11 protein-coding genes and 1 pseudogene are annotated in these 12,627 nt (G+C 74.4%); 4 read left to right on the forward strand and 8 right to left on the reverse strand.

The window, feature by feature from the left end; all coding sequences use genetic code 11:
* Positions 1-30: 30 nt before the first annotated feature.
* Positions 31-576 carry a CGNR zinc finger domain-containing protein gene (locus ACQRUO_RS34800; protein ID WP_428320158.1) on the reverse strand — a complete coding sequence of 182 codons (546 nt, stop codon included), beginning with the start codon at positions 574-576 and terminating at the stop codon, positions 31-33.
* A 147-nt stretch (positions 577-723) separates the two neighbouring features.
* On the opposite strand from ACQRUO_RS34800, the gene ACQRUO_RS34805 reads away from it, so the two are divergent.
* From ACQRUO_RS34805 to ACQRUO_RS34815, 3 genes are all read left to right on the forward strand, one after another.
* Entirely contained in the window at positions 724-2,379 is a 1,656-nt protein-coding gene (locus ACQRUO_RS34805) for an FAD-dependent monooxygenase (protein WP_428320159.1), read from the forward strand.
* 110 nt (positions 2,380-2,489) lie between these two features.
* The gene (locus tag ACQRUO_RS34810) at positions 2,490-3,497 is read left to right on the forward strand and encodes an alcohol dehydrogenase catalytic domain-containing protein (protein WP_428320160.1); all 1,008 of its coding nucleotides are present in this window, start codon (positions 2,490-2,492) and stop codon (positions 3,495-3,497) included.
* 84 nt (positions 3,498-3,581) lie between these two features.
* Positions 3,582-4,433, forward strand: coding sequence for a methyltransferase domain-containing protein (locus ACQRUO_RS34815; RefSeq protein ID WP_428320161.1), 852 nt, complete (start codon positions 3,582-3,584; stop codon positions 4,431-4,433).
* A 192-nt stretch (positions 4,434-4,625) separates the two neighbouring features.
* Here the strand turns inward: ACQRUO_RS34815 and ACQRUO_RS34820 are convergent, their stop codons facing one another.
* The 6 genes from ACQRUO_RS34820 to ACQRUO_RS34845 all read right to left on the reverse strand — a co-directional run bounded on the left by ACQRUO_RS34820 (position 4,626) and on the right by ACQRUO_RS34845 (position 10,909).
* Positions 4,626-5,603, reverse strand: a complete 978-nt coding sequence (locus tag ACQRUO_RS34820) for a S16 family serine protease (RefSeq protein ID WP_428320162.1) — start codon at positions 5,601-5,603, stop codon at positions 4,626-4,628.
* 95 nt (positions 5,604-5,698) lie between these two features.
* Positions 5,699-6,883, reverse strand: coding sequence for a SecDF P1 head subdomain-containing protein (locus ACQRUO_RS34825; protein WP_428320163.1), 1,185 nt, complete (start codon positions 6,881-6,883; stop codon positions 5,699-5,701).
* 121 nt (positions 6,884-7,004) lie between these two features.
* Positions 7,005-8,432, reverse strand: a complete 1,428-nt coding sequence (locus ACQRUO_RS34830) for an alkaline phosphatase family protein (RefSeq protein WP_428320164.1) — start codon at positions 8,430-8,432, stop codon at positions 7,005-7,007.
* 265 nt (positions 8,433-8,697) lie between these two features.
* Positions 8,698-9,333 (reverse strand): maleylpyruvate isomerase N-terminal domain-containing protein, encoded by a 636-nt coding sequence (locus tag ACQRUO_RS34835; protein ID WP_428320165.1) that lies wholly within the window; start codon positions 9,331-9,333, stop codon positions 8,698-8,700.
* A 38-nt stretch (positions 9,334-9,371) separates the two neighbouring features.
* Entirely contained in the window at positions 9,372-9,938 is a 567-nt protein-coding gene (locus ACQRUO_RS34840) for a dihydrofolate reductase family protein (RefSeq protein WP_428320166.1), read from the reverse strand.
* 281 nt (positions 9,939-10,219) lie between these two features.
* Positions 10,220-10,909, reverse strand: coding sequence for a TetR/AcrR family transcriptional regulator (locus tag ACQRUO_RS34845; RefSeq protein ID WP_428320167.1), 690 nt, complete (start codon positions 10,907-10,909; stop codon positions 10,220-10,222).
* A 137-nt stretch (positions 10,910-11,046) separates the two neighbouring features.
* Here ACQRUO_RS34845 and ACQRUO_RS34850 point away from each other — a divergent pair, with 137 nt between their 5' ends.
* Entirely contained in the window at positions 11,047-12,417 is a 1,371-nt protein-coding gene (locus ACQRUO_RS34850) for a serine hydrolase domain-containing protein (RefSeq protein WP_428320168.1), read from the forward strand.
* Between the two features lie 53 nt (positions 12,418-12,470).
* Here ACQRUO_RS34850 and ACQRUO_RS34855 read toward each other — a convergent pair.
* Positions 12,471-12,627, reverse strand: a pseudogene (locus tag ACQRUO_RS34855) (carbohydrate ABC transporter permease); the annotation flags it as partial.

A 12,627-nucleotide genomic window follows, 5' to 3' on the forward strand; every position in this document is an offset into this window, starting at 1 on the left:
GGGGAGGCGCCCCGGCGCGACGCGGGATGCTCAGGACCCCGGCGTGCGCCGGTCCCGGTGGGCGGCGACCCGGACCCGGGTGGCGCAGCGCGGACTGCAGTAGCGCTGCGGGGTGCGGCGGCCGGTGTCGATGAAGTGGCATGCACAGCCGGGCGCCGCGCAGCGCCCCCAGGCGCAGCGGCCGCGCTCGGTGAGCCAGAGCGCAAGCGCCAGGGCGGCGGTGGACTGGAGCCAGTGGGTGAGGCCGGCGGGCTCCGGCGGGCGGTTCTGCAGTGCCCAGGGCCGCCCGGGCAGCTGGACCAGGCGGGGCCGTGGCGGATTCCGGTCGAGCAGATGGTTGATCGCTTCGGCGGCCTGGTCCGGTTCGGTCAGTTCGAGGATCCGGACCACCGGCGCGGCGGCCGCGCGGAACTCCGCGGCATCGGCGTCGGTGAGCGTGAAGGGCGGGCCGCCACGGCGGTCGAGCAGCTCCCGCAGCTCGGCGGCGCCGGCCTCGGGGTCGGCCTGCAGCAGGTCGGCCAGCTCGGCCAGGAAGCGGAGGCCGCGCGGGCTCTCGGCGGCGGGGTCGGTGGTCATGGGCGGGCGCTCTCAGGGTGCGGGTGGGCCGGGAGACCATCATGGTAACGTCGAAAGAGAGTGTTTGGCGTTACCTCGGCTTCCGTCGCCTCCGTTTCCGTCGCTTCCGCTTCCGCTACCGTCGCTTCCGGCCGTCCCTGGAGAGCCATGCCCTTCCCGACCGTGGTCCCCGTCCTGATCGTCGGCGGTGGGCCGGTGGGCCTGACCCTGTCGATCCAGCTGTCCGCCTACGGGGTCCCCCACCTGCTGGTGGAGCGTCACCCAGGCACCTCCCGGCACCCCAAGGCCCGCGGCATCTCGGCCCGCTCGATGGAGATCTTCCGGCGCTTCGGCCTGGAGGACGCCGTCCGGGGTGCCGGACTCCCCGCCGAGCAGGCGCGCTTCTACCGCGGCCGGGACCTGGTCGACCCCGCGTTCGAGCTGGTCCGCCCGGCCGGCCCGCCCGACGACGGCCCCGCGCACACCCCGGCCCCGGGCGCCATCTGCGCCCAGGACGTGCTGGAGACCGTGCTGCTGCGCCGGGCCCGCGCCGCCGCGCCGGACGCCGTCGCCTTCGCCACCCGGCTGCTCTCCTTCAGCCAGCACCCCGGCGACGCCGCGGGCGGCGGCGGGGTGCATGCGGTGCTCGCCGACCGGGACGGCGCGGCGCCGCGGACCGTGTGCGCCGACTGGCTGATCGGCTGCGACGGCGCCGCCAGCACGGTGCGCGCCGGCGCCGGGATCGCCATGGCGGGACCGACCGGCCTGGGCCACTACCTCTCCGTCCGGTTCGAAGCGCCGCTCGGCCCGCTGGTGACCGACCGGGCCAGCGCCGCCTACTTCCTCACCGCGGCGGGCGGCGGCGGTTTCCAGGCCGTCGACAACGACCGGATGTGGGTCTTCCAGTACCCCTTCGACCCCGCGCACACCGATCCGGCCGCGCTGGCCGCCGACCATCAGCGGCTGACCGGGCTGATCCGCGCCGCCGCCGGGGTGCCCGAGCTGGCGGTGACCGTCCGGGACACGCTGCCCTGGCGGATGGACGCCCAGCTCGCCGATGCCTACCGCGCCTCCCGGGTCCTGCTGGCCGGCGACGCCGCGCACGTCTCCCCGCCCACCGGCGGGCACGGGATGAACACCGGGCTCGGCGACGTGGACAACCTCGCCTGGAAGCTGGCCGCCGTGGTCGCGGGCCGGGCCGGCGAACCGCTGCTCGACAGCTACCAGGCCGAACGCCGTCCGGTCGCCCGCAGGGTGATCGACGTGTCCCACGGCAACGCCCGCAACCGCGGCAACTACCGGATCGACGACGAACTGCTGCTCACCGCGCAGTACCGGTCCAGCGCGGTGCTCCCGGGGGGCGCCGCCTTGGTAGACGGTGACGCCGAGCGCCCGCCGCTGGACCCGGCGGGCTACCGCCCCGGCAGCACCCCCGGCAGCCGTGCCCCGCACCTGCGCCTGACCGGTGCGGCGGGCGCCTCCGGTGCCGCGGGTGCGAGCTCCACGCTCGACCTGGTCGGCCCCGGCTTCACCCTGTTCACCCGAACGGCCGACCCGGCCTGGCAGCGTCAGGTCGACACTGCCGCGGCGGCCGGCCCGCAGGTCACCCACCACCGGCTCGACGACGGTGCACGGCAGCTCACCGACCCGGCGGACTGGCGGCGGCTGCTCGGCCTGCCGGACACCGGAGCGCTGCTGGTCCGCCCCGACGGCCACATCGCCTGGCGCGCACCCCATCCGCCCGCGGCCGGCACCGAACTGCGCGACGCACTGTTGCGGGTGCTCTCGCTGCCGTCGCCGGCGGGACCGCCGGCGACGGGCTGACCGGCCCGCCGCCGGCGCGGAGTTGCCGGGCCCGGTGGCGCGGGCTTGACTCGTGCGGGGGACGCGCAGCGGGGAACCGGGGGCGGGGAGCACCCACGAGGAGGACCGAGATGAGTGCGCCGACCATGCGGGCCGTGCGGGCCGTCAGCGCCGGGCAGCCCTTCGAGCCCGCCGAACTCCCGGTGCCCGAACCCGGACCCGGCCAGGTGCGGGTCCGTGTGCACGCCTGCGGGGTGTGCGGGGGAGACGCGATCACCAGGTTCGGGCTGCTCGGCGAGCTGCCGCGGGTGCCGGGGCACGAGATCGCCGGAGAGGTGGACACGGTCGGTGCCGGGGTCACCACCTGGCACCCCGGTGACCGGGTGGGCGCCGGCTGGCACGGCGGCAGCTGCTTCGTCTGCGCGTACTGCCGCCGCGGCGACTTCGTCAACTGCGTGGACCGAAAGGTCATCGGCGCCTCCTACGACGGCGGCTACGCCGAGTACGTGGTGGTGCCGCAGGACGCGCTCGCCCGGGTGCCCGACGCGCTCAGCTTCGAGGAGGCCGGCCCGCTGATGTGCGCGGGCATCACCACCTTCAACTCGCTGCGCCACTGCGGCGCCGGCCCCGGCGACACGGTTGCGCTGCACGGCATCGGCGGCCTGGGCCACCTGGCCATCCAGTACGCCGACAAGATGGGCTTCCGGACCGTGGCGATCAACCGCGGCCGGGACAAGGAGCAGATCTCCCGGCGGCTCGGCGCCGACGAGTACGTCGACAGCGAGGCGGGCAGCGCCGGCGCCGCACTGGCCGCGCTCGGCGGTGCGCAGGCGGTGATCTCCACCGTCGGCCACAGCCCCGCCCAGGCCGACCTGCTCCAGGGGGTGCGACCCGGCGGCCGGCTCATGGTCATCGCCACCGGGCAGCAACCGCTCGACCTCTCGCCGGAACTGCTGGTCTTCGGCCGCCGCTCGGTCACCGGCTGGTACAGCGGGCACGCCAAGGACAGCGAGGAGGCGATGGCCTTCGCCGCCCTCAAGGGGGTCCGGCCGATGGTCGAGACGCACCCGCTGGACCGGGCCGAGGACGTGTTCCAGAACCTGGCGAAGGCGCGGTACCGGGCGGTCCTGGTGCCGTGAACCGGCGGGTCCTGGTGTGTTGACCCGCTGGTTCGCTCACCCCCCAGCTGCGCCACCACGGACGGCGGGGGAGAGGATGGCGCCATGACCGCAGCTGAGGACGGCTACCTGCTGGACAACCGGCGACCCGAGGCGGGCCGCCGGTTCACCGCCATCGCCGAACTGTTCGACCACTGGACCCTGGAACACCTCGACCGGCTCGGCCCGCTGACCGGCCGCCGCTGCTGGGAGGTCGGTGCCGGCGGCCCGACGCTCCCGCTGGCCCTGGCCGAACGGGTCGGGCCCACCGGACGGGTGCTCGCCACCGACCTGGACACCAGCTGGCTCACCGACCTGCCGGGCGGGACGGTCGAGGTGGTCCGGCACGACCTCACCCGCGACGCGCCGCCCGCCGGACAGTTCGACCTGGTGCACGCCCGGCTGCTGCTGGTCCACCTGCCCGACCGGGCCGCCGCGCTGACCCGGCTGGCCGCGGCCGTCCGGCCCGGCGGCTGGCTGGTGATCGAGGACGCGGACCCCGCCCTGCAGCCGCTGGCCTGCGCCGACGAGCACGGCCCGGCCGAGGTGCTGGCCAACCGGATCCGCCGGGGCTTCCGCGCCCTGCTCGCCGAACGCGGCGTCGACCTCGCCTTCGGCCGCACCCTGCCCCGCCTGCTGCGCACGGCTGGCCTGACCGGGGTGACGGCGGAGGCCTACTTCCCGGTCACCTCCGCGGCCTGCCGGGAACTGGAGGCGGCCACCGTGCGCCAGCTGCGCGAGGAACTGACCCGCCCCCGCCCGCCGGTCGCCGACCCCGGCAGCGGCCACCCGCCGGCCGACCGCGAGCCGATCACCGCGGCAGAGCTGGAGCAGCACCTGGCCAACCTGGCGACCACCGAACTGGACGTCACCACGGCCCCCCTGATCACCTGCTGGGGCCGGCGCCCGCCGGAGTGAGACGGGGAGTGCGGGGCCGCGCGGGTGGGCGGGGTCCCGGTGGTGCGGGGCGAACTCGGGGTCTCGGTCCGACCGCGCTGCGCTGGCTGTGAACCCGGTGAGGCCCTGACCCTGGCTGACACCGCGCTTCCCCGCCCCCGCGCTTCCCCGCCCCCCCGCGCTTCCCCGCCCCCCGCGCGGCTTCGCCGCCCGTCAGGCCGGCGGGGTGTACCCCTTCACCGGGTGTTTCGCGAGGGCGGCGCGGACCGCGTCCGGGAGGGTGGCGGCGAAGGTCAGTTCCAGGCCCTCGCGCTTCTTCGCGGCGACCTGGTCGGCGTCGGCCTCGTTGGCGGCGGGGAGGACCAGGCGGGTGGCGTACCAGCGCCTGGCGCCGACGATCCGGTCCGCCACCCCGGTCACCGGCAGCAGGTCGTCGGTCGGGCCCAGCGCCCCCGTCGCGGCCACCTCGGGGCGCATGATCCGGCCGCTGAACATCGAGACCAGCGCGAGGGCGACCGCGACCGCGGTGCCGGCCGCGTGTGCGGGGCCGGCACCGTCCGGCAGGTTGCCGTGGGGCTGCTCCACCAACAGGTCGTGCCGGTCGAACCAGTCCGCGGCGAGGTGCGGCAGCAGCTCCGCGGCGTGCGCCCGGACGGCGGCCACGGCGGTCTCGGCCGGGGTGGGCAGCAGGTTCCCCAGGGCGCCCCCGGTGGTGACCCGGCCGCGGCCCGGGCCGAGGGCGATCGTGATCGGCAGCAGCACGCCGGCCACCGGCGTCCAGGCGAGGCCGGGGCGCTGGTCGTAGCGGTGCCTGAGGCGGTCGGACTCGGCCCCGGCCTTGTCGGCCTCCGCCCGGTACTTCTGGTGGTTGCGGAGGTCTTCCTCGTAGTCGACGACCACCCGGGAGTGGTCGCTCGGGTCGTACCAGACCGGGACCTTGCCGCCCTGGAGCTTGAGGGTGTGCACCCGGGTCAGCACGGTGACCTCGAAGGGCAGGTCCACCTGGCTCGGCGGGACCACCCGCAGCTTGAGCCGGACGTCCAGCCACTGGGCCGACAGGTCGTCGTCGGCGGCCCAGAGCGCGCGGAAGCCGCCGGCGCTGCCCAGGGTGGTGACCGAGAGGATCTCGGCGGTCGCGTGGCGGCCCGTCCGGCGCAACTCGGTCAACAGGTGCTGGTGTTTGAAGAGCATCGACGCCCCCTCGTACGCCGACCCCGGCGGACGGCGGGCCCAGCATACGGTGGCTGTCCGTCCGGTCCGCGCAGGGTCGGCGGCCCCCGAGTCGGCTACGAGTGGGCGACGTACGGCGTGCTCGGCCCGCTCACGGGCCAGGTGGTGACGTCCGAGACGTTCAGCTGGACCGGCAGCACGCCCGAGGAGATCAGCACCGCCAGCGTCGTGGCCTGCGCCTCGGTGAAGGAGCCGGAGATCACGGCCTGCCCGCCGGTGATGGCCTGCTGCACGTACGGGTGGGAGAGCACCGCGCTGTCCAGCAGGATGGCGATCTCGTTCGCGGGTGCCTGCTGCTGTGCCGCCGCGCCGGTCAGGTCGGCGAAGCCCTTGGCACCGGCGTTGTCGAAGCTCAGGTCGATCTGCCACGAGGTGTCCTGCGAGCTCTGGTGTGCGGTCGCCGAGCGCACGCCCGCGGTGGGGCCGTCGGCGGGGCCGAGCGCGAACTTGTCCCAGATCCCCTGTTCCGCGGCGTAGCTGCAGGCCAGGGTCGGCTCGGTGCTGGGTGCGACCGGCAGTGCGTGGCGCTGGGCGGCGTCGGAGCAGTCCAGGGCGTCGAACGAGCTCACCAGCGCGGCCGGCACGGTGCCCGGGAGGTCGCCGCCGATCCCGGCGGGACTGCCGGCCGGCGTGGCCGACCCGACGATCGGGCTCGTGCTCGGGTCCGTGGCTGGCCCACTGCCCGGGTCCGCGGCCGGCCCGCTGCCCGGGTCCGTGGCCGGGCCCGTGTTCGGGTCCCCGGCCGGGCTCGCGCTCGGGCTCGCCGCCGGCCCGGAACCCGGGTCCGCGGACGGCCCCGTGCTCGGGGACGCGGACCGGCTCGCGCCGGGGGCACTGCCGGCCGGTACGGAGGGCGCGAAGGCGATGACCGGCCGCAGCGCCAGGCTCCCCTGCGCGCCGAGCAGGCTGAGCTGCTCCCCGGTGTCCCCCGGGGCAGTCACGGTGATGCTGCCTCCGCCGGCCACGGCCTTCGCCCCGGCCAGCCCGAGCGCGGTCAGCCGTACGTTCAACTGGCCGGCGAGTTGCTGGAGTTGGGCGTCGCTGACCGGTGTGGCCGGCGTGTACCGCGCGGTGGTCCGCCCGGCCGCGGCCGCGCCGGCCGCACGGGCGGACGGGGAGATCTTGGGAGTGTCGCCACCGCCGCAGGCGGTCAGCGTGCCGCAGGCGGCGAGGAGGCCGGCGAGGGCGACGGCGGTGGTCATGGTCCGGTGGTGCGAGCCGGAGCGGTGCAGGGAACTCATGGAGGGAGTCTTCCGGGTCGCCACCACCGGGTGGGGGCGGGTTGACGGAACTGTGATGGAGCGCCCGCGGACGCCGCGACCGGGGCACCGCCGGCCGCGGCGTACGTTCGACGGGGACCCGTCAGCGGCGGCGCCGGCGGCCCGGCTCCTGCCACGGGAAGTGCTGCTCGGCGCCGGGCAGGGTGGGCTTCGGGTTGTGCGCCACCTCCTGCTCGGCGAGGGCCAGTTGGGCGGCGGTGTCGGGCAGCCTGGGCGGGCCGGCCGGGCCGCCGTGGAACTGGAAGGCGGAGGTCAGGTCGCCGAAGGTGTTCCGTCGCCAGTCGGTGATGTTGGCGGCCTGCACCCCGGTGAAGCACTCCAGGAACTGCAGCACCGAGGTGTGGTCGAAGGCCTCCGAGGCGACCCAGCCGCCGACCGTCCACGGCGAGACGATGATGCACGGCACCCGGAAGCCGCCGCCGATCGGCAGCCCCTGGACGAACTCGCCGTCCTCGTCCGGGTCGTCGGGCACCGGCGGGGCCACGTGGTCGAACAGGCCGTCGTTCTCGTCGTAGTTGAGGATGAAGACGGTCTTCGACCAGAGCTCCGGGTTGCTCGCGATCGCCTCGATCTTGGAGGCGACGAAGTCGGCCCCGGCGGCCGGCAGGTAGTCGGGGTGCTCGGACTGGTAGCTGGTCGGCAGGATCCAGGAGACCGCCGGCAGTCGGCCGTTGCGCGCGTCGTCCTCGAAGGTGCCGGTGGGCTGCCGGGCCATCCCCTTGTCGTAGAGCGGGTCGCCCGGCTTGGCGTTCTGGAAGTTGGCGAACAGCGAGAGCACGTCGGTCTCGTAGTTGTCCGCCTCCTGGTAGACCTTCCAGCTCACCCCGGCCGCCTCCAGCTGCTCGGCGTAGGTGGTCCAGGTCAGCGGGGTGGGCGCGAGGTTCTGGATGATCGGGCCGCCGCCGGTGCCGGCCGCGTCGATCGAACCGGTCATCCAGTAGAGCCGGTTGGGCCAGGTCGGGCCCTGCACCGAGCAGTAGTAGTTGTCGCAGATGGTGAACGCCTCGGCCAGCGCGAACTGGAAGGGTATGTCGTCACGGGTGTAGTACCCCATCACGTACGGCCCGTTGGCACCGTCGGCCGCCCGGTGCGCGGGCAGCCACTGGTCCATCCGGCCGCCGTTCCAGGCCTGGTGCTGCACCGCCCAGGCGTGGCTGGTGGACGGGATCGCCTGGGCACTGGTGGTGCGGGTGTCGAGGTGGAAGGGGAGCAGGTAGCCGTCCGGGTTGACGCTGTCGGGCTGGTAGAAGACCGGGCGCCCGTTGTCCAGCCGCAGCGCGTCGGGGTCGTGGAAGCCGCGCACGCCGGAGAGGGTGCCGAAGTAGTGGTCGAAGGAACGGTTCTCCTGCATCAGCAGGACCACGTGCTCGATGTCGCGCAGCGAGCCGCGCCGCGGCACCCCGGCCGCCACCGCCTGCTGCACGCTCGGCGGAAGCAGCGTCATCGCCGCCGCGCCGCCGGCCACGCCGGCGGCTGCGCCCAGCAGCCTGCGTCGGGTCATTCCGGACATGGTGCGCCTGCCTCTCCGTCAGTTCCGGGCCGGGCCCGGGGAGATGTCGGGGCGGATCTCGGGAACGTGCCCCGGTCGGTCCGCGGACGACTCTGCCGCACGGCGCAGGCGCGGCGTCGCCGGGATTAGATGAACATGTCACGAACGTCCGGTGTGCTGTCGGCGTGCGGGGGCGCCGGATCGTAGATCCTCTCCGCCATGTGCATGACATGCCAGAGGAGGCCTGACGGGAGGTCGGAGCCGGCGCCCTTCCGCCGACGGTCCGTCAGAGCGCGTTGATCGCCGCCGGGGCGCGATCCACCCTGGCCAGGCCGCGCAGCACGGCCGCCTGTCCGTGCCGGTGCACCGCCAGCCGGGCGAGCAGGGTGAGCACCGGCTCGAAGGCGTCGGCCGGGAACGGCGGCGCGACGGTGCCCAGGCTGACCGCGAGGTCGTCCAGGTGGACGGCGAGCTCCACCAGCCGGGTGACCAGGAAGTCGTCCAGGCACAGCGCCCAGCCCGTCGGCGGCAGGAACACCGGCAGCTCGCCCGCCAGTTCGGGCAACCGGGCCCGCTGCCCGGCCAGCGAGGCCCGCGCCCGGTCCGCCAGTGCCTGCGGCCCCGCGCCGCCGAAGTCCGCGGCCTTCGCCCGCAGCGCGGTGCTCACCTCGCTGTCCACCGCCGCGCCGACCCAGACGGCCCGGGTGTAGTGCTCCAGCAGCGGGATCGGCGGCACCGGGGACGGCTCGGCCGTCAGCACCGGATCGACGCTGAACAGCTGGTAGGCGAGGTGCCCTGCCAGCGCACCGACCGTCAGCTCGGCCAGTGCGCTGGGCCGTTCCCAGGCGGCGGTCAGCTCGGGCACGGCCAACTGGGCCACCGCCTGCTCCGCCGCCGCCAGGTACGCATCCGTCAGACCCATCGGAACTCCCCCCGTGATCGCGGGCCCGGCGGTGCGGCTCAGGCCTCGTCCGCCGGACCGTACACCACGTGCAGCACGCCGGTCCTGAAGGTGGCGCAGGAGAGCAGCTTGAGCTTGATCGGCTCGGCGGCGCCCTCGTCGAACAGGCGCAGCCCGGGGCCGAGCGCAATCGGGTGGACGAACAGGTGGAGCTCGTCGAGCAGGCCGGCCGCGAGCAGCTGACGGACCACCGAGACCGAGCCGGAGAGCGCGATCGGTCCTCCCTCCTGCTGCTTGAGCGCCCGGACCCCGGGCAGCAGCTCGCCCTGCAACTGCTCGGAGTTGCGCCAGGCGAACTCCAGCGGGGTGTGCGAGACCACGATCTTGCGGGCGTCGCCCAGCGCCTTGGCCATCGGGGCGTCCGCCTCGCCGGAGGTCTCCCGGGCCGGCCAGGCCGCGGCGAAGCCGTCGTAGGTGACGCGGCCGAACAGGACCGTGTCCGCGGCCCCGAGCTGCGCGCTCACGGCCGCGCCCATCTCGTCGTTGTAGTAGGGGAAGTGCCAGGTGTGCGGGTCCTGCACGACGCCGTCGGCGGCGATGAAGAGACCGGCGGTGATCTTGCGCATGAGGTGCTCCTGCGGTCGGGGCGGTGAGCTGGGGAAGCCGAGGGCGGGGCGACCGGGGCGGCCCACCCGGGGTCGGCCCGCGGACGGCCCCGCCGGCGGGTCGTCAGCCGGCGGTACCGTCCGCGGGCCGGCCTATCGCCAGGCCCCGGCGCGGGAGGAGCCGCTTGACCAGGTCACGGTCCGTGATCGCAGTCACGCGACCAGGGTAGTGGCCGCTCCGCCGATCCGAGGCGGGTCCGCGCGGCACCGGGCCGCTGGAACCCCGCTCACCCGACCTCCGTTCACCCGCTCGCCAGTCGGGCCTCGAAGCCGTCCAGGATGGCGGTGAGGCCGAAGGCGAAGCTGCTCTCGGGCGCCGCCGCGTAGTCGGCGCCGGAGCGCGTGCCGCCGGCGGCGTCCAGGCGTGCACGGAGGCGGGGGAAGCGGCGGGCGATGTCGGCGGTGCGGTCCATGGTGTCGGCCAGGCGCTGTTCGGCGTCGGCGCCGCCGCGGCCGAGGCGGCGGGTGAGCGAGACCTGGGCGGCGGGGCCGAGGGCGCTGCCGAGGACGAAGATGAAGACGGTGGCGGCGGCCCGGTCCGCCTCGGCGCCGACGAAGCCGGCGTGCTCGTAGACGGCGAGGCTGTGGTCGTCGTGGCGCGCCTTGCCGGGGCCGAAGAGCAGGTGGCTGCCGAAGGCCTGGCCGAGCCAGGGGTGGCGGGTGAGCATGGCGTGCATGCCGGTGGCCATCGCGGTGGCGGCGGTGCGCCAGTCGGCGGTGGCGAGGTCGGGCAGCTCGACCTCGTCCCAGAGCAGGTCGCCGGCCAGTCGGACCAGCTCCTCCTTGGTCTTGATGTGCCAGTAGATCGCGGTGGCGGCCGAGTCGAGCCGCCGGCCCAGGGCGCGCATGTTGAGGCCGTCGAGGCCCTCTTCGTCCAGCAGCTCGATGGCGGTGCGGACGATCTGCTCCCGGGTCAGTGCATCGCGTGGCATGGACAGCACCTTAACGGACGGTCACCCGACCGCTTGAACAAAGTGCAGCAGCACCTCTTGCACTTAGTTCAACGGCTCTCTACGCTCGCTCCTGTACTTAGTTCAAGTGCACCGGATGGGGGAGCATGATGACGCAGGTGACCCAGCAGCAGCTGTCGGAGTTCGTCGCCGCCACGGCGAAGGAGCTCGATGTCCCCGGGGTGGCCGTCGGGATCCTGATGGACGGTCAGGAATACTACGCCGCCCACGGCGTGACCAGCCTGGCGAATCCGTTGCCGGTGGATGAGAAGACCTTGTTCCACCTGGGGTCGACCACCAAGATCTTCACGGCCACGGCACTGATGCGGTTGGTTGCCGAAGGAAGGGTGGAGCTGGACGCGCCGGTCCGGCGCTACGTTCCGGAACTGGTGCTCGCCGAGGAGCGGAACGCCGCCGAGATCACCGTCCTGAACCTGCTCAACCACACCGCCGGCCTGGAGTGGAACCTGATCGACACCGAGGACGAGCGAGAGAGCCTGGCCGACTTCGTGGCCAAGATGGCGAACCTCGGGATCGTCGGGGCGCCCGGCGAGCGGGCCTCCTACAGCCAGGCCGGCTTCAACCTGGCCGGCCGGATCATCGAGAAGGTCACCGGCCTGAGCTACGAGCGGGCGATGGCCGAGCTGCTGCTGGACCCGGTGGGCCTCTCCGACACCTTCTTCGACCTGGACGAGGTGCTCGTCCGCAAGTTCGCGCTCGGCTACAACCGCGCCGAAGACGGCACCTTGAAGACCGCCCAGCCCTGGCGCGCCTACCCGGCCGGCGCCCGCGGCAACCTGCCCGGCGGCGGCATCGTCTCCTCGGCGGGCGACCTGCTGCGCTGGGCCCGGTTCCAGCTGGGCGGCGGCGAGGGCGTGCTGCCCGGCGAACTGCTGCACCGGATGCGTGAGCAGACGGTCGAGCTGCGCGCCAGCTCGCTCGGCGACGGCTTCGGCATCAGCTGGTTCCTGGGCTCGGTGGCCGGTGTCCGGACGCTCGGCCAGGCCGGCTCCGCCAACGGCCAGTTCGCGGAGTTGCTGATCGTGCCGGAGCGGGACTTCGCGGTCGTGGCGCTGTCCAACGCCGGCCCGGAGGGGTACCCGTTCAACCAGGCCGTCTCCCGCTGGGCGCTGGAGCGGTACCTCGGGTTGGTCGAGGAGGACCCGGAGCCGGTCGGGTACGACGACGCGCGGGCCCGCGAGGTCGCCGGCCGCTACGAGATCGACGTGATGAACCTGGACATCGCCACCGACGGGAGCCGGTTGACCCTGGAGGTCGGGATCAAGCCGGAGATCCGCGCGGCCTCCGAGGCGGACATGCCGGCGGACTACCCGCCCGCCGCCACGGGCTTCCTGCCCGGCGACGGCGACGAGTACATCATCACCGAAGGCGGCCTGAAGGGGCAGCGCGGCTTCTTCACCCGCGACGAACACGGTGCGGTGATCGGCGTGGACCTGGGCGGCCGGCTCTTCGGGCGCGCCGCCGGCTGACGGTCGGCCGGCCGGGCGGGGGCGGCCGAACGCTCCCGCCCGCCCCGGCCGCGCTACTTCACCGACCCCGCCGTCAGCCCCGAGACGACGTGGCGTTCGATGGTCGCGAAGAGCACGATGACCGGGACGATGGCGACCAGGGAGGCGGCGAAGACGTAGTTCCACTGGACGCTGTAGGCGCCGATCATGTTGTTGATGCCGACGGTGAGG

Origin of the sequence: Kitasatospora sp. LaBMicrA B282 (assembly GCF_050325825.1) — a bacterium.
Lineage (GTDB): Bacteria > Actinomycetota > Actinomycetes > Streptomycetales > Streptomycetaceae > Kitasatospora.

Bases quoted from the DNA above. Each gene is read 5' to 3' on its own strand.
- ACQRUO_RS34800 (WP_428320158.1), bottom strand. From the start codon at position 576: ATGACCACCGACCCCGCCGCCGAGAGCCCGCGCGGCCTCCGCTTCCTG.
- ACQRUO_RS34805 (WP_428320159.1), top strand. From the start codon at position 724: ATGCCCTTCCCGACCGTGGTCCCCGTCCTGATCGTCGGCGGTGGGCCG.
- ACQRUO_RS34810 (WP_428320160.1), top strand. From the start codon at position 2,490: ATGAGTGCGCCGACCATGCGGGCCGTGCGGGCCGTCAGCGCCGGGCAG.
- ACQRUO_RS34815 (WP_428320161.1), top strand. From the start codon at position 3,582: ATGACCGCAGCTGAGGACGGCTACCTGCTGGACAACCGGCGACCCGAG.
- ACQRUO_RS34820 (WP_428320162.1), bottom strand. From the start codon at position 5,603: ATGCTCTTCAAACACCAGCACCTGTTGACCGAGTTGCGCCGGACGGGC.
- ACQRUO_RS34825 (WP_428320163.1), bottom strand. From the start codon at position 6,883: ATGAGTTCCCTGCACCGCTCCGGCTCGCACCACCGGACCATGACCACC.
- ACQRUO_RS34830 (WP_428320164.1), bottom strand. From the start codon at position 8,432: ATGTCCGGAATGACCCGACGCAGGCTGCTGGGCGCAGCCGCCGGCGTG.
- ACQRUO_RS34835 (WP_428320165.1), bottom strand. From the start codon at position 9,333: ATGGGTCTGACGGATGCGTACCTGGCGGCGGCGGAGCAGGCGGTGGCC.
- ACQRUO_RS34840 (WP_428320166.1), bottom strand. From the start codon at position 9,938: ATGCGCAAGATCACCGCCGGTCTCTTCATCGCCGCCGACGGCGTCGTG.
- ACQRUO_RS34845 (WP_428320167.1), bottom strand. From the start codon at position 10,909: ATGCCACGCGATGCACTGACCCGGGAGCAGATCGTCCGCACCGCCATC.